The 19,493-nt window shown below is 71.8% G+C and carries 16 protein-coding genes and 2 pseudogenes; 8 read left to right on the top strand and 10 right to left on the bottom strand.

The features are described 5' to 3' along the window. Positions 1-5: 5 nt before the first annotated feature. Positions 6-695: a response regulator gene (locus ACIGO6_RS34280; RefSeq protein ID WP_399883228.1), complete on the bottom strand. Its 690-nt coding sequence runs from the start codon at positions 693-695 to the stop codon at positions 6-8. Positions 696-808: 113 nt separating this feature from the next. On the opposite strand from ACIGO6_RS34280, the gene ACIGO6_RS34275 reads away from it, so the two are divergent. The 3 genes and pseudogenes from ACIGO6_RS34275 to ACIGO6_RS34265 form a co-directional block, all read left to right on the top strand. Further along, positions 809-1,720, top strand: a complete 912-nt coding sequence (locus tag ACIGO6_RS34275; RefSeq protein ID WP_399883226.1) for a DUF3152 domain-containing protein — start codon at positions 809-811, stop codon at positions 1,718-1,720. Positions 1,721-1,816: 96 nt separating this feature from the next. Continuing rightward, entirely contained in the window at positions 1,817-3,436 is a 1,620-nt protein-coding gene (locus ACIGO6_RS34270) for an amidase (protein ID WP_399883224.1), read from the top strand. Between the two features lie 206 nt (positions 3,437-3,642). Beyond that, positions 3,643-3,756, top strand: a pseudogene (locus ACIGO6_RS34265) (phenolic acid decarboxylase); the annotation flags it as partial. Positions 3,757-3,793: 37 nt separating this feature from the next. Here the strand turns inward: ACIGO6_RS34265 and ACIGO6_RS34260 are convergent. Beyond that, positions 3,794-4,609 (bottom strand): family 1 encapsulin nanocompartment shell protein, encoded by an 816-nt coding sequence (locus tag ACIGO6_RS34260; RefSeq protein WP_399883222.1) that lies wholly within the window; start codon positions 4,607-4,609, stop codon positions 3,794-3,796. A 3-nt stretch (positions 4,610-4,612) separates the two neighbouring features. Beyond that, positions 4,613-5,596, bottom strand: coding sequence for a Dyp-type peroxidase (locus ACIGO6_RS34255; RefSeq protein ID WP_399883220.1), 984 nt, complete (start codon positions 5,594-5,596; stop codon positions 4,613-4,615). Between the two features lie 166 nt (positions 5,597-5,762). Between ACIGO6_RS34255 and ACIGO6_RS34250 the strand changes: the two are divergent. The 3 genes and pseudogenes from ACIGO6_RS34250 to ACIGO6_RS34240 all read left to right on the top strand — a co-directional run bounded on the left by ACIGO6_RS34250 (position 5,763) and on the right by ACIGO6_RS34240 (position 8,499). Then, positions 5,763-5,971, top strand: a pseudogene (locus ACIGO6_RS34250) (DUF2945 domain-containing protein). A 3-nt stretch (positions 5,972-5,974) separates the two neighbouring features. After that, positions 5,975-6,508: a DUF488 family protein gene (locus tag ACIGO6_RS34245; RefSeq protein WP_399883218.1), complete on the top strand. Its 534-nt coding sequence runs from the start codon at positions 5,975-5,977 to the stop codon at positions 6,506-6,508. A 29-nt stretch (positions 6,509-6,537) separates the two neighbouring features. Next, the gene (locus tag ACIGO6_RS34240) at positions 6,538-8,499 is read left to right on the top strand and encodes a SpoIIE family protein phosphatase (protein WP_399883216.1); all 1,962 of its coding nucleotides are present in this window, start codon (positions 6,538-6,540) and stop codon (positions 8,497-8,499) included. Positions 8,500-8,536: 37 nt separating this feature from the next. Here the strand turns inward: ACIGO6_RS34240 and ACIGO6_RS34235 are convergent, their stop codons facing one another. The 5 genes from ACIGO6_RS34235 to ACIGO6_RS34215 all read right to left on the bottom strand — a co-directional run bounded on the left by ACIGO6_RS34235 (position 8,537) and on the right by ACIGO6_RS34215 (position 15,053). Beyond that, positions 8,537-10,822 (bottom strand): FdhF/YdeP family oxidoreductase, encoded by a 2,286-nt coding sequence (locus ACIGO6_RS34235; protein ID WP_399883214.1) that lies wholly within the window; start codon positions 10,820-10,822, stop codon positions 8,537-8,539. Positions 10,823-10,859: 37 nt separating this feature from the next. Next, complete coding sequence (locus ACIGO6_RS34230; protein WP_399883211.1) at positions 10,860-11,378, bottom strand: SRPBCC family protein; 519 nt, start codon at positions 11,376-11,378, stop codon at positions 10,860-10,862. 114 nt (positions 11,379-11,492) lie between these two features. Beyond that, on the bottom strand, positions 11,493-11,765 hold the full coding sequence (locus tag ACIGO6_RS34225; RefSeq protein ID WP_399883209.1) for a hypothetical protein: 273 nt from the start codon (positions 11,763-11,765) through the stop codon (positions 11,493-11,495). A gap of 15 nt (positions 11,766-11,780) precedes the next feature. Next, positions 11,781-14,327, bottom strand: a complete 2,547-nt coding sequence (locus tag ACIGO6_RS34220) for an ATP-dependent Clp protease ATP-binding subunit (RefSeq protein ID WP_399883207.1) — start codon at positions 14,325-14,327, stop codon at positions 11,781-11,783. Positions 14,328-14,420: 93 nt separating this feature from the next. Continuing rightward, the gene (locus tag ACIGO6_RS34215) at positions 14,421-15,053 is read right to left on the bottom strand and encodes a DUF1345 domain-containing protein (protein WP_399883205.1); all 633 of its coding nucleotides are present in this window, start codon (positions 15,051-15,053) and stop codon (positions 14,421-14,423) included. Positions 15,054-15,186: 133 nt separating this feature from the next. Here ACIGO6_RS34215 and ACIGO6_RS34210 point away from each other — a divergent pair, with 133 nt between their 5' ends. Further along, positions 15,187-16,935: an FUSC family protein gene (locus ACIGO6_RS34210; protein ID WP_399883203.1), complete on the top strand. Its 1,749-nt coding sequence runs from the start codon at positions 15,187-15,189 to the stop codon at positions 16,933-16,935. 177 nt (positions 16,936-17,112) lie between these two features. Here ACIGO6_RS34210 and ACIGO6_RS34205 read toward each other — a convergent pair whose 3' ends face one another. Then, complete coding sequence (locus tag ACIGO6_RS34205; protein ID WP_399883201.1) at positions 17,113-17,991, bottom strand: sigma-70 family RNA polymerase sigma factor; 879 nt, start codon at positions 17,989-17,991, stop codon at positions 17,113-17,115. An 83-nt stretch (positions 17,992-18,074) separates the two neighbouring features. On the opposite strand from ACIGO6_RS34205, the gene ACIGO6_RS34200 reads away from it, so the two are divergent. Continuing rightward, positions 18,075-18,524, top strand: coding sequence for a carboxymuconolactone decarboxylase family protein (locus ACIGO6_RS34200; protein ID WP_399883199.1), 450 nt, complete (start codon positions 18,075-18,077; stop codon positions 18,522-18,524). 9 nt (positions 18,525-18,533) lie between these two features. Here the strand turns inward: ACIGO6_RS34200 and ACIGO6_RS34195 are convergent, their stop codons facing one another. After that, a complete protein-coding gene (locus ACIGO6_RS34195; RefSeq protein WP_399883197.1) occupies positions 18,534-19,466 on the bottom strand; it encodes a DUF5996 family protein in 933 nt (310 codons plus the stop codon). Positions 19,467-19,493 lie beyond the last annotated feature (27 nt).

Here is a 19,493-nt window from a genome sequence, read left to right as displayed (position 1 = left end):
AACTCTCACCGGGCCCCGAACCGGTAGCCGAAGCCGCGCACGGTGTGGACGTAGCGCGGCCGGCCCGCGGGCTCGCCGATCTTCGCCCGCAGGCGCTTGACGCAGGCGTCCACGAGCCGCGCGTCCCCGTGGTAGCTGTGCTCCCACACCGCTTCCAGGAGCTGCTGGCGGCTGAACACCTGCCCGACCGAGGCGGACAGCGTCAGCAGCAGCCGCAGTTCGGAGGGGCCGAGGGCGACGGGCCGCCCCTCGTGGGTGACGGTCAGTCCGGCCCGGTCGATGACGAGGTCGCCGTGGTGCTCGGTGCGCGGCGTGCCCGGCTCGTCCGAGGCGCTGCCCGCGCGGCGCAGCACCGCGCGGATGCGGGCGTCCAGGACGCGGGCGCGGACCGGCTTGACGACGTAGTCGTCCGCTCCGGCCTCCAGGCCGACAACGATGTCCGTGTCGTCGCCGCGGGCGGTGGCCATGATGATCGGCACCTGGTCGTGGGCGCGGATGCGGCGGCACACCTCCAGTCCGGGCATGCCGGGCAACATCAGGTCGAGGACGACGGCGTCGGGCCGGAAGGCCCGCAGCTGCTCCAGTCCCTCCTCGCCCGTCGCGGCCGCGGCGACCTCGTGCCCCTGGCGGCGCAGGGCCAGTCGCACGCCCTCCCGGACGGCGCGGTCGTCTTCGATGATCAGGACCCTTGGCATGGACCTCAGTATGCGCACCGCCGGGCGGTCGTTCGCGGGCGGGTGGCGGCTGTTACAGAGCGGTCCAAAAGCCGTCCACGGCCGATCACACTGCCGGGGCACGCTGCGTGATCATGAACGAGCACCGATCGACGCCCTCGCCGTCCCTGGACGCGGCCCGACGCCGCCGCCGCGGGAGCCGCTCCCGCCGCAGACGGAGCGGAAGACGGCCGCTGCTGTGGGCAGGGGCGGCGGCAGGCGTCGTTCTGCTGGTCGTCGGCGGCCTGGCCGTCGAGCAGCGGTCGAAGACCGCCGACACCGCCGACACCGCCGAGGCCGCGGGGGCCGCGGGGGCCGCCGCAACGGCGAGCAAGGAGCCGTCTCCTCGTCCGTCGGCCAGTGCGTCCTCCAGTGCGTCCTCCAGTGCGTCCTCCAGTGCGTCCTCCAGTGCGTCCGCCGGTGCATCCCCCGAGGCGATCCCGTCTTCGGGTCCCGGGACGTTCGCCACCGCCCGGGGCGGCGGTGACCCGGTCGGAGGGAGCGGACGGACCCTGACCTACGTGGTCCAGGTCGAGGACGGCATCGGGATGTCCCCCGGGGACGTCGCGACCGAGGTCGAGCGGATCCTCGCCGACGACCGCGGCTGGACGGCCGACGGGAAGGTGGGGTTCCGGCGGGTGTCGGGCGGCGCGTCCGACTTCCGGGTACGGCTCGCCACGGCGGAGACGGTGGACGACATCTGCGGGCAGTACGGGCTGGACACCGGCGGCGAGGTCAACTGCAACGTGGGTCAGGACGTCATGGTCAACCTCAAGCGGTGGCTGCTGGCCACGCAGTACTACGCGGACGACGTGACGTCCTACCGGGCCCTGATCATCAATCACGAGGTCGGGCACTTCCTCGGTCACGGTCACGAAGGGTGCCCCGGTGCGGGGCGGCCGGCCCCGGTGATGATGCAGCAGATCAAGGGGTTGCACGGCTGCCGGACCAACGTCTGGCCCTACGACGCCGACGGCCGGCCCATCACCGGACCGGCGGTGGGCTGAGCCGACGGGGGCTGGAGTGCGCTGCTTCCACCTCGCGCCCACGCCCGCGCAGACGGCATCTTGCGCCGTGTCGTGCCGTGCAGTGGGGTGTCCCCCATGAAGAAGAGAAGCCTCGCGGCGCTGACCGCCGCCCTGCTCGTCACCCCCCTCTTAGCAGCGGGTGCACCGGGTCAGCGCGCGGAAGCCGCCGAACCGGACGCCGACGGTGCGTCGCCGTCCGCCGACGCGCCGCTCGTCCACGGAGTGGACCTCAACACCGTGACGATCCCCGAGTTGCAGGCGCACATGAAGCGCGGGTCGCTGACCTCGTCGGCGCTGACCCGGGCGTACCTGCGACGGATCGAAGCCATCGACCCGAAGCTCCACGCGGTCCTGCACATCAGCCCGACCGCGCTGCGCCAGGCCGCCGCCAGCGATGTCCGGCACCGTCGCGGCAGGGTACTGGGCCCGCTCGACGGCATCCCCGTGCTGCTGAAGGACAACGTGGACACCCACGACATGCCGACGACCGCCGGGTCGCTGGCCCTGGCCGGGAGCCCGCCGGAGACGGACGCGGTCCTGGTGCGGAAGCTGCGGGCGGCGGGCGCGGTGATCCTCGGCAAGGCCAATCTGTCCGAATGGGCCAACTTCCGCGCGGCGAAACCGACGTCGGGGTGGTCCGCGGTGGGCGGGCAGACGAACAACCCCTACGTCCTGGACCGCAACCCCTGCGGCTCGTCCTCCGGTTCGGCCGCCGCGCTCGCCGCGTCGTTGGCGCAGGTGGCGATCGGGACGGAGACGGACGGCTCCATCGTGTGCCCGGCCGGGATGAACGGGGTGGTCGGCCACAAGCCCAGCCTCGGCCTGGTCAGCGGGTCGGGTGTCGTCCCGATCTCCGCCGAGCAGGACACGGCCGGCCCCATGGCACGCAACGTGATCGACGTGGCGCTCACCCTCTCGGTGCTCAGTGGCCGCGACACCGTACGCGCCGGCAGCCCTGTCGGCCTCACGGACGCGGGCACGCGCCCCGGCGGTCTGCGCGGCAAGCGCATCGGCCTGTGGCGGCTTCCCCTGGGCGCGGAGGTGGACGCCCTGATGTCCCGCACGGCGGCACGGCTGCGCGCCGCGGGGGCGCAGGTCGTCGAGGTGACGCCGCCGTACCAGGAGCGGCTCGCCGAGCTCGAGTTCCCGGCGCTGCTGAGCGAGTTCCACCGGGACATCGACGCCTATCTCGCCACCCGCTCGGGGCCGCGGAACCTCGCCGAGCTGATCGAGTTCAACCGGGCGCACCCGGCCGAGCGCACCTGCTTCGCCGGTCAGGAGCTGTTCGAGCAGGCCCTGGTCGCGCCCGCGACCACCGATCCCCAGTACCGGGCGATGCGCGCCGAGTTGAAGGACCTCTCCCGGCGGTCCATCGACGAGACCATGGCGGCGCACGACCTGGACGCCATCGCCGCCCCGACCAATCCGCCCGCGTGGACGACCGACTGCGGGCGGGGCGACAACGACGTGATTCCGTCCTCCACCCCGGCCGCCGTGGCCGGGTACCCGTCGCTGTCCGTGCCCGCCGGGTCCGTGGGCGAACTGCCGGTCGGCCTGCTCCTGATGGCCGGGGACCACCAGGACGCCGAACTGCTGTCCTTGGGGGCAGCGGTGGAGCGCCGACTCGACGCCTGGCGTGCGCCCCGGTACCTGCCCACGTTGCCGTCCGGCACGTCCCGGCCGAGCGGCCGCTGACGGTACGGAACCGGCGGTTCCCTGCCGGGTCGCCGCGCGCCCTGCCGAACGCGCGTCGTTCCGGCAGGGGTTGACAGACCGTTTTATCGACAAGAGGACACGCATCGCGCCCGAACGCCTCACGACGGCGCGGCGCCTGCTGGACACCGGGGCGGGACGGCCGGGCACGGGCATGGACACGGGACGGCCGGGCACGGCGGGGCGCCATGCGACTGGTCGTCGGCATGACCGGGGCGACCGGCGCGGTGCTCGGCTATGGGCTGCTGGAGGTGCTGCGCCTGCAGGCCGAGGTGGAGACGCATCTCGTCCTCAGCCGCTGGGAGGGGCTGCCGGACACGGCCTGCGCGTGAGGCCCGGTCAGGAGGTGAGGGCCACCACGGCCTCGTCGGTGTACACGAGGAAGGTCAGGCTCTGGCGGAAGTACAGCTGGATCTCCCCGGTGTCGTGCGCGGTGTAGCCGATCGCGAGATCCTCACCGAGCCTCAGTTCGAAGTCGCCGCCCCGCGTGGAGACGAGGTACGCGCCGTCGATGGCCGGGGCCCAGATCGGCGGCCCGTCGATGAGCCGGCCCAGATGGGCGGCGATGGGGTAGCCGTGGTCGGACGTCTCGCTCACCGCCGTGTACGCCTCGGCACCGAGCACCAGCGCGTACGGGCCGTCGACGCCGGCCAGGCGGAGCGTCGTCAGAGCCCGGCTGACGGCGTCCGGGTAGTCGCGGGGCTCGGCCGGCAGACCGAGCACCGGATGGGAGGTGCGGCTGCGCAGCCCGTCGATGCCGGCCGCGGCGTAGCCCTCGAAGACGGCTCGGTCCTCGGCGAGGGCCATGGCCCGCGCGGCGTCCTTGACCGGCTGCCAGTCGGAGTCCTGGGCGCCGCGTTCGACGTCGTCGACCGCCTCGCGGCCGACGGTGAAGGGGACGCGCAGTTCGACCAGCGGCTGCACCGTGCGCAGCCGTGCGGCGACACCCTGCGCGGGAGCGTCGATGCCGGTGAGATGGCCGGTGCCGACCGCCGCGAGCGTGGGTCCGTCCGGTCCGGTCACGTCCACGACGCGGCGGCCGCCGAGGTTGCGCTCGAAGGTACGGCGGGCCTCGTCCTCGATCTGCGCCCACGCCGAGGACGTGAGGGGGGCGAGTTCGCGGTGGAGGTTGTTCGTCGCGGTGGGCGTGGACATGGATCAGGCTCCTTTGAGACTGCCGATGCCCAGGGAACCCGCCGCCGAGGCGGCGCCGGCGGGCGGGGCGGGCGGATCGTCGAGGAAGTCGGCGCTCGGCACGTGGAAGAGGCAGCCGGTGACGGCCGTGGAGAAGTCGAGGATGCGGTCGTGGAGGTGCGGACGGTCCCCCAGGAACATGTTCCGCAGCATCTGCTCGGTCACCGCAGGGGTGCGCGCGTAGCCGATGAAGTAGGTTCCGAATTCTTCTGTCCCGACCCGGCCGAACGGCATGTTGTCCCGTACGATCTTCCGCTCGTCGCCCTGGTCGTCCGTGACGGTGTTGAGCGCGACGTGGGAATCCGGCGGTTTGACCTCGTCGGGCAGTTCCACGTTGGACAGCTTCGTCCGGCCGATGACCCTCTCCTGTTCCTCCGTGGTCAGCGCGTTCCAGGTGGTGAGGTCGTGGAGGTACTTCTGCACGATGACGTAACTGCCGCCCGCGAAGGCGCGGTCCTCGTCACCGACGAACACCGCGTCGGCCGCAAGCTGCCCTTCCGGGTTCTCCGTTCCGTCGACGAAACCGAGGAGATCACGCTCGTCGAAGGACTTGAAACCGTGTACCTCGTCGACCACCGAAACGGCCCCGCGAAGACGCCTGGTGATCAGCTGAGCCAGCTCGAAGCAGAGGTCCATCCGGCGGGCCCGCAGGTGGAAGAGGAGGTCGCCCGGCGTCGACGGGGCGCAGTGGCGCTCCCCCGCCAGCGGAATGAAGGGGTGCAGATCCCGTGGACGGGGCCCGTCGAAGAGCCGGTCCCATGCGGCGGACCCGATGCCGACGACGCAGGTCAGTTCGGCGTCCGGCGCCCGGAATCCCACCGACCGCCGCAGCCCTGCCAGGTCCGGGAGAACGTCGCGGACCACGGATTCACCGCCGGGCACGATGGTGCACACCAGGAAAAGAGCGGCTTTGGCCGGCGGGGCGATCACCGACTGCGACTCGGGCACGGATGACGCCTCCAGGCTTGACTACGAGGGCTGTCGGCCGCTCATGCCCAACCCATGCCAATTCGCGCCCGGGAAGTCCGCACGGTGCCGGATGGCGGGGCCCGGCCGTGCGTGGAATCGTGGACGGGAATTCCGCAGGAGGCAGGACGGAACGAGAGGAACTGCGATGACGGAGCAGTTCGGCGTCGGGGATCACGTGCGGTGGAATCGGAAGCCGGACACGTGGAAGGCGTCATCATCGAGAAGCACACGCACGACGTCGAGTTCAAGGGTCGTACGCGCCACTGTTCAGAGGCCGATCCGCAGTACGAGGTCAGGAGCGACAGGTCCGACCACGTCGCGATGCACAAAGGGCGAGCCCTGACGAAGTTGTAGAGGATGCCCCCGCTTCGCATCTGGACGGTCGGACACTCGACGCGCGACTTCGACGAGATGCTCCGCCTGCTGCGCGGCCACGACATCACCTGCCTGGTCGACGTCCGGTCGTTCCCGTCGTCCAGGAAGTACCCGCAGTGGGACCGGTCGGCGATCGTCGAAGCCCTGCCGCCCGACATCGGGTATCGCTGGATCCGCCGCCTGGGCGGCCGTCGGCACACTCCCGCGGGAGTGCCGAGCGCGAACGGCGCGTGGCAGGTCAAGGCGTTCCGTGACTACGCCGACTACATGGGCACCGACGAATTCGCGGAGGGTCTGAAGGAGTTGCTCGAGCTGGCGGAGCACGAACGGTGCGCGATCGTGTGCAGCGAGGCGGTGCCGTGGCGGTGTCATCGGAGGCTGATCACGGACGCGTTGATCGTCGAGGGCGTGGAGGTGGTGCACATCATGTCGGGCACGACAGCGAAGCCGGCCGTCCTCAACGAGCACGCCCGGGTGCACGACGGTCGCCTGACCTACCCTGCGCCGTCTCCCTGACACCGGCACCCGTCGTGAGGAGTCGGTTCATGGACGCAACGGACGTGTATCTGCGCAGGGTGGAGCCGTCGGCCCTGCTGACTCTCGAGGGGAGCGTGCACTCCCTCAACGCCCCGATGGCCGCGACGCTGGGCAGGCCGGCGGATCAATGCGTGGGCCGCCGTACCGAGGAGCTCCTTCCGGTGGGTCAGCGGGCCATCCTCGAGCTCCTCGTGGACCACGCCCTCTCGACGAAGCGGCTCGCCATGCGGGTGATGGAGTTCCCCCGGCCCGGTGCCGCCCCCGTCGTGTGCCTCGTCGAGGCCCGGCCGGTGACCTCGGCGCAGGGGCTGCAACTGGTGTGGATCCATGTCCTCGACACGTCGAACGACTTCGGCAGCCTGCTGATCCCGTTCCGCATGGCGGCGGAGGCGGCCGACCTCGCCCTGTGTTCCTACGTCCCCGAGGGCAACCGGATCGAGTGGCTGGGCGGCGCTCCCGCCCTGACCGCTCTGATTCCGTCGACCGGGGTGTCCCTGTCCTGGATGGTCCGGCGCATTCACCCGGACGACCGGGAGGGCCTGCGCCGGCTCATGCGTTCGTCCGCCGCCGAGTCCCCCTGGTTCACGCTGCGCTTCCGCACCGACGAGGGCGACCAGCGCCACCTGAGGTGTCATACGCGCCGCATCCAGCTGGGCCACGGTGGTCCGGAGCGGACCTTCGGGGTGATCCGCGACGACACCCGGAGCGAGGAACGCCAACAGGCGATGATGGCCGCGCTGGGCGCCGAGCGGCAGCGCACCGCGGAGATCACCTCGTTCGCCTCCGCGCTGATCTCCGCCACCACGGAACAGGAGCTGCGGCAGATCGTCCTGACCCGGCTCGCCGCGACCTTCAAGGGCACGGGCGCGCTGCTCGCCTTCGTCCATGAGGACCACCTGCAGATCTCCACCGACGCCGGCATCCCCCTGGCACTGGCCAACGCCGCACGGAGTGTGTCGCTGGACGCGTCGAGCCCCCTCCCCTACGCGATCCGCAGCGGTGAACCCCAGTACCTGTCGGGCCGGGCCGAGTACGTGCTGCGCTGGCCGCAGGGGGTCAGTGCGCCCTGGCTCGGTCCGGACACCGCGCTGTCCGTCACCCCTCTCGGCCCGGCGGGCGACCAACCCCTGGGCGCCTGGATGGTGACGTACGAACGGCCGCGCCGGCTGTCCGGGGACGAACAGGCGCTGATGAACACGCTCGCCGGCCTCGCCGGGCAGGCCCTCAAACGCATCAGGTGGCAGCAGGCCTGTGTCCAGCTCGCCAACGCCGTCCAGCAGAGCATGCTGGCGGCACCCCCGGACAGCCTCCCCGGCATGGAGGTGGCCGTGCGCTACCGCTGCGGCTTCGGCGGTCTGGACATCGGTGGCGACTGGTACGACGTGTTCGAGGAGCCCGGTGGCACGGTGGTCCTGGTGATCGGCGACGTCCAGGGGCACGATGTGGACGCCGCCGCCCTCATGGGCCAGGTGCGCGCCTCCATGCGGGCGATCGCCGCACACGCCACGGAGCCCCGGACCGTGCTCACCCGCACCAACGAGTTGCTGCTCGCCATGGGCGTGCCGCGTTTCGCGAGCTGCACCATGCTGCGGGTGGATCCCCGCAACGGTCGGATCACCGGGGCCAGCGCCGGTCACGTACCGCTGCTCCGCGTGCGCGACGACGGCGGCTACGACATCCACCAACTGCGGGGCGGGACCGTACTGGGCGTGCTGCCCGGCGCGCGGTACGAGCAGTCGGACTTCACCCTGGACGAGCACACCTCCCTGATCATGGTCACCGACGGGATCGTCGAGGGTCCGGGCATGACGCTGGAAGCCGGCCTGCGCCGCACCGGAGCCTCGGCCGCGGCGGCGCTCAGCGACGGCCTGGGCGCCGAGGGGGTCGCCGACCGCATCCTCGACTCCGCGGGCACCGTGGGCCACCTGGACGACATCGCCGTCCTGGTCATCCGGCTCACCGGCGGATGACCAGGACCACTGCCGGCCCTCGGGTGACGACTCGCCCTCAGGTGACCGCCTCGAGCCGGACGACGACCTCCTTCGAGGTGGGCTGGTTGCTGATGTCGGCCACGCTGTCCAGCGGCACGAGCCCCTGCGTCTCCGGGTAGTACGCGGCGGCGGAGCCCCGCGCGGTCGGGTACGGGACCACCTCGAAGTCCTCGGCGCGCCGCTCCGCGTCGTCGTGCCAGACGCCGACCAGGTCGACGCGCTGACCCGCGGTCAGCCCGAGCGCGGCCAGGTCCGCCGGATTGACCATGACCACCCGGCGGCTGCCGTGGATGCCCCGGTAGCGGTCGTTGGGCGTGTACGGGATCGTGTTCCACTGGTCGTGGGAGCGCAGGGTCTGCAGCAGCAGGTGTCCCTCGGGCACGTCCGGCATCTGCCAGGTGTTGCGGGTGAACAGGGCCTTGCCGACGGGGGTGGGGAAGACGCCGGCGTTGACGGGGTTGGGCAGCCTGATGCCGCCGGGGCGCGTCACCCGCCGGTTGAAGTCGTGCAGTCCGGGCACGATGCGGGAGATCCGGTCGCGGATCGAGCCGTAGTCGGCCTCGAACTCCTTCCACGGCAGGTCCACCCGTCCGTCGAGCGTCCGGCGGGCGAGCCCGCACAGGATGGCCACTTCGCTGAGCAGCAGCTTGGAGGCCGGCCGGAGCCTCCCACGGGAGGTGTGCACCTCGCTCATCGAGTTCTCCACCGTGACGAACTGCTCCCCGCCGACCTGGAAGTCCCGTTCGGTGCGGCCCAGGGTCGGCAGGATGAGCGCGGTCCGTCCGCAGACCGTGTGGGACCGGTTGAGCTTGGTGGAGATGTGGGCGGTCAGCCGGCACCGGCGCATCGCCTCCTCGGTGGCCGTGCTGTCCGGGGCGGCCCGGACGAAGTTGCCGGCCACGCCCAGGAAGACCTTGATGCGGCCCTCCCGCATCGCCTTGATGGAGTTCACCGAGTCCAGCCCGTGGGCGCGCGGCGGGTCGAAGCCGAACTCGCGCTGCAGGGCGTCGAGGAAGGAGTCCGGCATCCGTTCCCAGATGCCCATCGTGCGGTCGCCCTGGACGTTGCTGTGTCCTCGCACGGGGCAGGTGCCGGCGCCCGCCCGGCCGAGGTTGCCGCGCAGCAGCAGGAAGTTGACGATCTCCCGGATGGTGGGGACGGCGTGCTTGTGCTGCGTCACTCCCATGGCCCAGCAGACGATGACCCGTTCGCTGCGCAGGACGTCGTCGCGGACCTTCTCGATCTCCTCGCGTCCCAGGCCGGTGGCGGTGAGCACGTCGTCCCAGGAGATCCGGCGGGCGTGCTCGGCGAACTCCTCGAAGCCGCTGGTGTGGGAGCGGATGAAGTCGTGGGCGAGCACCTCCCCGGGCCGGGCGTCCTCGGCCTCCAGCAGCAACCGGTTCAGGCCCTGGAACAGGGCCAGGTCGCCGCCGGGACGGATGTGCAGGAACCGGTCGGCGATCCGGACGCCCTGCCCGATCACCCCGCGTACCTTCTGCGGGTTCTTGAAGCGCAGCAGCCCCGCCTCCGGCAGCGGGTTCACCGCGACGATGCGGGCGCCGTTCAGCTTGGCCTGTTCCAGTGCGGACAGCTGCCGCGGGTGGTTGGTCCCGGGGTTCTGCCCCACGAGGAAGATCAGGTCGGCGTGGTGGAGGTCCTGGAGACTGACCGATCCCTTGCCGGTGCCGAGGGTCTCGTGCAGGGCGAAGCCACTCGACTCGTGGCACATGTTGCTGCAGTCGGGCAGGTTGTTGGTGCCGTAGGCCCGGGCGAAGAGCTGCAGGACGAAGGCGGCTTCGTTGCTGACCCTGCCCGAGGTGTAGAAGACCGCCTCGTCGGGGGTGTCCAGGGCCTTCAGTTCTTCGGCGAGCAGGTTGAGGGCGTCGTTCCAGCTGATGGGCTCGTAGACGTCGGAGTCCGGGCGCTTGACCATCGGCCGGGTGAGCCGGCCCTGCTGGTTCAGCCACAGGTCGGAGCGCCGGGCCAGGTCGGAGACCGGGTGGTCGCGGAAGAAGTCGGCGGTGATCCGCCGGGTCGTCGCCTCGTCGTTGATGTGCTTGGCGCCGTTCTCGCAGTACTCGTTGCGGTGCCGGTGACCGGGGGAGGGATCCGCCCACGCACATCCCGGGCAGTCGATCCCGTCGACCTGGTTCATGGTCAGCAGGTCCACCGCGGTTTTGGGCACGGACGTCTGCTCCAGGGAGTACCGCAGCGCGTGCGTCACCGCGGGAACGCCCGCGGCCCATTTCTTGGGCGGAGTGACGGTGAGGTCGTCCTTCGGCTCTTCACCCGTCGGCTTCATCGAGTCGTCTCTCGCTTCCTCTGGTCCGCCCGGGGGATCAGCCCACGGGCCATGTGGGCACCCGGCTCTTCGTCAGTTCCGGCTCCCCCGGCCGTACGTGGCCGCCCCGGATGGTCCCCCGCCAGCCGCCGCCGGCCTCTCCCCGCCCTTCGATGAACTCCTTGAAGTGTCCGAGTTCCCGCCGCAGCACCCGGCCGGCCATCTCGGGAGCCCCCGGGAGCAGGCCCGCCAGTCCACGCCGTCGCAGCTCCATCCGCACCGCGACCGCGGTACGGCCCTCGGCGGCGGCCCGGAACCTGACCTCGCCGGTGTGCCAGGGGCCGGCGTTCAGGCTCCGCCAGGCCAGATGGGAGTCGGGCACCTGTTCCACGATCTCGGCCCGGAACTCCCTGCGCACCGGCCCGAGGCCGACGACCCAGGTGGTCACGGAGGGCGTGACCTGCTCGACGCGTCGCACCACGGAGCTGAACCGCGGAAAGCACTCGAACTGCGTCCACTGGTTGTAGGCGGTATGCACCGGTACCGCGACCTCGACCATTTCCTCAACGGTTCTCATTCACCACTCGCCTTCGCCACGCCCCGCTCGGTCAGTCTCGTCGCCGGACCGACGGGCCGCCACACGACGCTCGGTCGATGCGTCCCGTCGGGTCGGCCGGTCGGGCCACCGGACTCAGTAGCGGGTCGGTGGGAAGCCACGGTTCCGGCGTGCCGTGCCGGTGGCGAGGGAGCCGTCGGCGGCCTGGACGTCGACCTCGTCGTGCACCGCCCGGTACACGGCGTCGGGGTCCTCGGACCCTCCGGCGGGCAGGCCCGCTTCCGCACGGTCCCGCATCGTCCGCCGCGCCAGCTCCTCCGTGTCGGGCCGCCGGGGCATCCCCCGGTCGTGGGCGCGTCGGGATCCGGCCTCTCCCTCGACCGCCTGGTTGGACTTGTGGTGCGTCATGCCGGCCTCCTGGAGTCAGCTCGCAGTCGGGTCCGCGCCGGCTGCGTCGGTTGCTTCGGCCTCCGCGTCGCCCTCCGCGCCGCCCTTCCTGACCGTGCAGTGGAGCGAGTCGTCCCGTACGTCGGCGACGATGGTGTCGCCGGGGTCGGCCTCGCCGCCCAGCAGCAGGTCGGCGATGCGGTTGTCGAGTTCCGCCTGGATCGTGCGCCTGAGTGGACGGGCGCCGAACTCCGGCTGGTGCCCATGGGCGATCAGCAGCTTCTTGGCGGCCTCGGTGACCTCCAGCTTCAGGCCCTGCGCGTGCACCCGGCGCTCGCTCTGGCCCAGCAGATGGTCGACGATCTCGCCCAGGTCCTGCTCGGTGAGGCCGTGGAAGATGATGATGTCGTCGATGCGGTTGAGGAACTCCGGCAGGAACCGGGTCCGCAGCTCCCCCATCAGCTCGTCCTTGAGCTCCGACACGTCGCCCTTGTGGTCGAGGATGCGGTGGGCCCCGATGTTGGAGGTCATGATGACGACGCAGTGCCGGAAGTCGACGGTGCGGCCCTGTCCGTCGGTGAGGCGCCCGTCGTCGAGGATCTGCAGCAAGGTGTTGAAGACGTCGGGGTGCGCCTTCTCCACCTCGTCGAACAGGACCACGCTGTAGGGCTGGCGGCGCACCTTCTCGGTGAGCTGCCCGGCCTCCTCGTAGCCGACGTATCCGGGCGGGGCCCCGACGAGCCGGGCGACGGTGTGCTTCTCCTGGAACTCGCTCATGTCGAAGCGGATCATCCGGTTCTCCTCGCCGAACAGCAGCTCGGCGAGGGTCTTGGCCAGCTCCGTCTTGCCCACGCCGGTGGGGCCGAGGAAGAGGAACGAGCCCACGGGGCGGTTCGGGTCGCCCATGCCGGCCCGGTTGCGGCGTACCGCGCGCGAGACGGCGGTGACCGCCTCGTCCTGGCCGACGATGCGGGAGTGCATCTGCTCCTCCAGCTTGAGGAGCTTCTCCTTCTCGCCGGCCGTCAGCTGGGAGACCGGGATGCCCGTGCGTCGGGAGATCACGTCGGCGATGTCGGCGGCGGTGACGGAGACGACGCCCTCGCGCCGCTCCTCGATGCCCGCGAGTTCGCCCTCCGCCTCGGCGATCTCACGCTTGAGCTCCCCCGCCCGGTCGAAGTCCTCGGCGGCGACGGCCTGCTGCTGCTCCCGGCGCAGCTTGGCGATACGGTCCTCGCGGCTGACGACCTCGGTGGAGCGGGCGGCACTGCGCAGCCGTACCCGGGCGCCCGCCTGGTCCATCACGTCGATCGCCTTGTCGGGCAGGAAGCGGTCGCTGACGTAGCGGTCGGAGAGTTCCGCCGCGGCCGCGAGGGCGCCGTCGGCGAAGCGGACCTGGTGGTGCGCCTCGTACGCGTCGCGCAGGCCCTCGAGGATCTGCACGGTCTCCTCGACCGTCGGCTCGGGGACCATCACCGGCTGGAAGCGGCGTTCCAGCGCGGCGTCCTTCTCGACGTACTTGCGGTACTCGTCGATGGTCGTCGCGCCCACCACGTGGAGCTCGCCGCGCGCGAGGGCCGGCTTGAGCATGTTGCCGGCGTCCATCGAGCCCTCGCCCGTGGCGCCCGCGCCGACGACCGTGTGCAGTTCGTCGATGAACAGGATGATGGCACCGCGGGCCTGCTGGACGTCCTCGATGACCTTCCTGAGCCGCTCCTCGAACTGGCCGCGGTACTGGGCGCCCGCCACCATGCCGGACAGGTCGAGCGCGACCACCCTCTTGTCCTTCAGGGTGTCGGGCACCTCACCGGCGACGATGCGCTGTGCGAGCCCTTCCACGATGGCCGTCTTGCCGACGCCGGGCTCGCCGATGAGCACGGGGTTGTTCTTGGAGCGCCGCGAGAGGATCTCGACGGTCTGCTCGATCTCCTCGGCACGTCCGACGACCGGGTCGAGCTTCCCGGCCTTCGCCTCGTCCGTCAGGTCCCGTCCGTACTCGTCCAGGGTCGTGGCCGGCTGCTTCTTGCCGCCTTCGCCGGGGAGCCCGTCCGCGCGGCTCACCTGCTCCGTGAGCCCCTCCAGTTTCCGGATGTCCTGGCCCTCCGCGCTCAGCAGCCGGGCGGCGCCGGTGTCACCGCCGTCCAGCAGCGCGCCCAGGATGTGCTCGGGGCCGATGTAGGAGACGCCGGCCGCCTGGGAGCGGGCGTAGGCGGTGGCGAGGGTGCGCTTGGCGGCCGGGGTGAGACCGGGCTCGGCGGACGGCTCGCCCGACTCGCGGGGCAGGACCTCGGCGATCTGGGACGCGAGCGTGTCGGGGTCCGCCCCGGCCTGGGCGAGGAGGCCGCGCGCGGGGTCGACCTTCGTGGCCGCCCACAGCAGGTGCTCCGTGTCGAGGTCCGAGGTGCCGTCCTCGAGGGCCCGCCGCGCCGCGAGGTTGAGGAGCTCGTGCGAGGACTCGGTCAGCAGCCGTCCGATCGGCACCCGCTGAACCGCCGGGGGCGACGACGCGGGCGACATCCCGAAGAACCGGTTGAGCAGGTCGCTGAAGGGATCGGACGAGCCAAGACCGAACGACGACATCGCCATGGCAGCTCCTGAGCGGCAAGGGGACCCTTCCACGGAAACGCGCCGCCGTGCGCCCCGCAACTCGGGCCCGGGACGCCTGCCGGGCGCCCGGAGTCAGCCCGCCACGAGGCCCGCGACCAGGTTGATCGCGGTGGCGAGAATGCCGGTGCCGAAGACGTAGGACAGCAGGGAGTGCCGCAGCACGATGGCGCGGATCGTCGAGCTGGAGACATCGGTGTCGGAGACCTGGTAGGTCATGCCGAGGTTGTAGCTGAAGTAGACGAAGTCGCGGTAGGCGGGCGGGTCGTCGGAGTTGAAGTCGATCCCGCCGGAGTCGGCGCAGTAGAGGCAGGCGTAGCGGGTCGCGTACATCAGGTGCAGGGCGGCCCACGCCATGAACACACCGCAGAGCGCCGTGGCGGCGCCGACGTGTCCGGTGTCGGACGTGCCGAGCACGAGGAGCAGCACGATGGCGAGCAGACCGCACGCCGCGACCGCCACGACGGCGGCCTCCTCGACGACGGGCCGGAAGTCCTCACGGCGTGCGTTGCGGCGGGTGGCGGCGGCGTCCATGGGCCACAGCACCGCCCATCCCGCCAGGACGAAGAGCAGCTCGGTCGCGGCGATCCCCGCCAGGGCGCCCAGCGGCGTCTCGGTGGCCAGTCCCACGACCACACCCACCAGGACGCCCAGGAGCAGCGCACCGGACAACCGGGGCACGGCGTCCAGCGGCAACCAGCTCCTCATGCACGACGACGTTAGTCCCGCGGGCGGTGCCCGGCCCGGTGGAGCTCGCCCGGACGGGAAGTCGAGTCGACACGACGCCGGGCCGCGGGGCTGTCACCCGTCCTCGGCGATCGGCGCTAGGTATACAGCCCGTATGCCCATGTCACGCCGTTTCGTCCCCCCTCTGCGCCGGCCCGGCCGACGGCGGTCGGTCGTTCTCACCGTCGGTGTGCGGCGTGTGCTCCGTCCCCACGGAGCGCTGGCTCTGCACGACGTGGACGGGGCGCTCCTCTTCGCCCTGCGGGCCGCCCTCGCGATGGGGCTGGTCGCGGTGCCCCTCGCGCTGGCCGGCCGTGCGGACCTCGCGGTGTACGGCATGCTGGGCTCCTTCACGACCACCTTCGGCCGGAACCTGCCCTACGCCCGCCGCGCCCGGGTCCTCGCGCTGGTCGCCCTGGCCATGACGGCGTGCGTGGGTTGCGGATCGGCGCTCGCGGCGTGGGTGCGCCCGGAGGAGACCGCAGGCGGGGCCGCCGTCGTGGTCGCGGCGACGGCCCTGGTCGCGGGCGTGGCGAAGTACGTCTGCGACGCCACCCGGCTCGGTGGGCTGGGCGCGGTCATGGTGCTGTTCTCGTTCGCGGTGGCGGCCCACGCCTCACCGGGCATCGCCGACGTGCTCCCGTACACGGGGGTCGCGGCGGCGGGGGCGGCGTTCGCCTGGCTGCTCGGGCTGCTGGGCCGGCTGGTGCATCCGGACCGCCCGCAACGCCTCGCGGTCGCAACGGCCCTGCGCAGGGTCGCCGTCCTGTTGGAGGCGCGCGCCGGGGAGAGCGCGGCGTCCCCGCGGACGCGGCACGGGGCCACGGTCGCCGTGCTCCAGGCGTACCGCAGCATCGGCCGGCCGCCACCGGCGTACACCCGGCGGTCCGGACCTCGCCACGACGCGGCCCTCCTGGACCTGGCCGATCTGTCCTGGGCCCTGCTGGTCGGCTCGGCCCGGCGCGACCCCGGGGAACAGGCCGACGCGGCGCGGTACCTGCGCGGTCAGGCCCGCCTGCTGATGATCCGGCGCCGCCGGGTCTCCCCGAATCTCGGCCCCCGGCCGCCCGTTCCCGTGGCGCCGGCGGCGCCGGCCCCGTCCGCCGCGCTGCGCGCCACCGAGCTGCTGGTCGGGCGCGCGCACGGTCCGCACCATCCGGCCGTGCTCGCCGTTCCGGCCCTGCGCATGGCTCTGGGCACGTCCGTGGCGGGCGGACTGGCCGTCCTCCTCGACCTGGAGCACAGCTACTGGGCGGCGATCTCGGCCGCCGCGGTGCTGCACGGGGTCAACGTCCGCACCACCGCCCAGCGTGCGGTCCAGCGGACCCTGGGCACCGTCGTCGGGCTGCTGCTCGCGCTCGGGGTGCTGGCCGCACGGCCGGAACCGGTGGCGCTCACCGTGGTGATCGTGGTGCTGGAGTTCCTGCTGGAGTACGTCGTGGTCCGCAACTACGCCCTGGGCGTCGTTTTTCTGACGCCGATGGCCCTGCTGCTGAGCGACCTGGCGACGCCCGAGCCGGCGGGGGAACTGATCCTCGACCGGGCGCTGGGCAGTGTCATGGGCATCGCCGTCGGGCTGCTCTGTGCGCTCCTGGTGGTCCACGACCGTGCCGCGGTACGGGTGCAGCGTGCCCTCGACGCCTGCCGGACGGCCGCCGAGCACGCCGAACGGTCCCTGGCCCACCCCGCCGGGCCGTCGCACGCGGCCGTGCGGCTGCGGTTGGCAGAGGCGGCCGTGGAGCTGCGCGAGGCCGACGACGCCGCGGCCGGGGAACTGTGGCCGGCCGAGATCGACCCGTCCGAACTCGCGGCGGCGGAGCAGCGGGCGTACGACCTGCTGGCCCGGCTGGACCACCACGCCTGAGCCACGACGCCGTGAAGGGTGCCGGCACGTCGACAAGCGGCTCCGATGACGCCGTCGACGACCCCTCTTCCCGGTCCTGGCCCGAGCCCTGACGGGGGTCGCCCGGCACACCGACGTGCCCCGCGCGCTGGGCGACTTCCCACGGACGCGTGAGCACGACGCCGCCCGGGCCGTGACTCACGCGGGCCCCGGCAGCTCCATCGCCGCGAGCCCGGCCGGGTCGACCACGACCGTGATGCCGGTGATCCGGCCGTTGGTGACGGTGAAGGCCATGACCGACAGCGGGGAGCCGTCCTCGCGCCAGGACACGATCCCGGGACGGCCGTCCACCAGCACCGCCCGGCCCCGCGCGGCGGCACCCGCGGACAGCTGTGCGCCGGCGGCGACCTCGGTGGCGCCGAGGGTGACGACCGTGCCGCCCGGGGTGTCGACGGTCAGCCGCACCTCGGGGTCGAGCACTCGCAGCAGCCCGTCGAAGTCGCCTCGGCGAGCCGCCGCCAGGAAGGCCTGCACCACCTCTCTCTGCTCCCGTCCGACGACCGTCGGCCGCTCGGAGGCCTGCACCTTTCTGCGGGCCCGGCTGGCAAGCATCTTGGTGGCGTTGGTGGACTTGCCGAGGATCCGGCCGATCTCTTCGAACGGCACCGCGAACAGGTCGTGCAGCACGAACGCCAGCCGTTCGCTCGGCCTGAGCGACTCGAGGACGACGAGGAGAGCGAGCCCGACCGAGTCGGCGAGGGCCACGTCGTCCTCGGGCGCCGGGCCGTCGTCGGCCGTCACCACGAGTTCGGCCAGCCGGTCGTCGTAGGAGGACTGCGGGTGGGACCGACGCGAACGCAGGACGTCGAGGCTGATCCGGCCGACCACCGTGGTCAGCCAGCCGGCGAGGTTGTCGATGCTCGCCGTGTCCTGGCGTGCGAGCCGCAGCCAGGCCTCCTGGACCACGTCCTCGGCGTCGGCGTGCGATCCGAGCATGCGGTGGGCGACCGCGCGCAGCCGGTCACGCTGGGCCTCGAACGCCTCGGCCACCGGGTCCGTCGGGCGGGTGTCGGACATGTTGTTACCTTCCTCGGCTCTGCTCCGTCAGGGGTGATGACGGGCCCGGACGGGCTCGGGTAACCGATGAAGGAGCGACACCGATGGAAGCACGCATGAACGGCACGGCCGGTCCCGACGTGACCACGGCGATCCAGCACCTCTACAAGGCGATTCACTCCGGGGGCGTCGACCCGCGACTGCTGTCGCTGGTCCATCTGCGCGCCAGCCAGATCAACGGGTGCAGCCCCTGTGTCTTCGCCTCGATCCCGGCGGCGAAGAAGGCCGGTGAGACGGACGAGCGGCTGCACAACGTGGTCGCATGGCGCGAGACGCCGTTCTACACCGACGAGGAGCGGGCGGCGCTCGCCCTGACCGAGGCCGCAACCCGGCTCCAGGACGGCGCTCCGGGCGTGACCGACGAGATCTGGGACGCCGCCGCCGACCACTTCGGCGAGGAACAACTGTCCGCGATCATCCTGGAGATCGCGACGACCAACTTCTTCAACCGGATCAACCGCACCGTCCGGGAGCAGGCCGGCAAGACCTGGTGAGCCGGGAGCTCATCGGTGGGCGTTCCACCGGCTGGGGTCGTCCTCGAGCATGGTCCGGTCCCAGTTCCCGTGCACGGCTGCCGCCTCGTAGGTGCTCTGGAGGAATCCCATCAGCACACCGTCGGGGTCGGCGGAGGTGCGTACGGCCTCGTACGGCAGCAGGTACTGGCCGTTCTCACGGCTGTAGTACGCGTCGGCCGGGGTGACGTCGTGGTCGGCGAAGCCGTCGGGCTCGGGGTAGGCGTAGGCGTAGAAGGCGCCTTCCTCGCCGCCTCCGGGCCAGAAGCCGCAGCTGCTCAGTTCCCGGGAGTAGCCCTCGACCATGACCCAGTCGCCGCAGTTGGGCGCGCCGCCGGGGTGCGGTGGGGCGGATCGGCCGGAGAAGCGGGTGCAGGCGAGGTCCATGGCGCCCCAGAAGAAGTGCACGGGGCTGACCTTGCCGACGAAGTGGGAGCGGAAGTCACCCATGACACGGTTGGCCTGCAGGAGCTGGCGCCAGAACAGGTGCACGGCGTCGGGGTCGTAGGAGGCGTGCTGGTCGTCTTCCGCGAAGGGGATCGCGGGCTCGACCTCGTTGGGGTGGGACTGGATCGGCGCCTGGATGCCGAGTTCGTCCAGTGCGCGCATCGTCTCGTCGTAGAACCGCGCCACCGTCTTGGATTCCAGCCGCACCTGACGGACGGCACCCTCACTGCCGCGGATGCGCAACTGGTGGTCGATGAAGTCGAACTCGATGTCGAACGCGCCGGTGCCATAGGGGATGGCGGAGGTCGTCAGACCGCGGGGGCCGACGTAGAGGGTGACCTGCCACCAGTGGTTGACCAGGGGCGCGTGGGCGAGCCGTACTTTGCCGACGATCTGGGTCCACATGTGAAGGGTGTCCCGCGTCTCGGCCCAGTCGGCCACCCGCAGGCGCGGCCATGCCTGCGAGGTGCGTGGCATCTGTTGCGTCACCGTCGTGCCTCCCGC

Source organism: Streptomyces sp. NPDC053750 (assembly GCF_044544295.1).
In the GTDB taxonomy this organism is placed as follows: domain Bacteria; phylum Actinomycetota; class Actinomycetes; order Streptomycetales; family Streptomycetaceae; genus Streptomyces.
The sequence above is the reverse complement of the archived record's forward strand: the minus strand, read 5'-3'. Positions and strand labels throughout refer to the sequence as shown.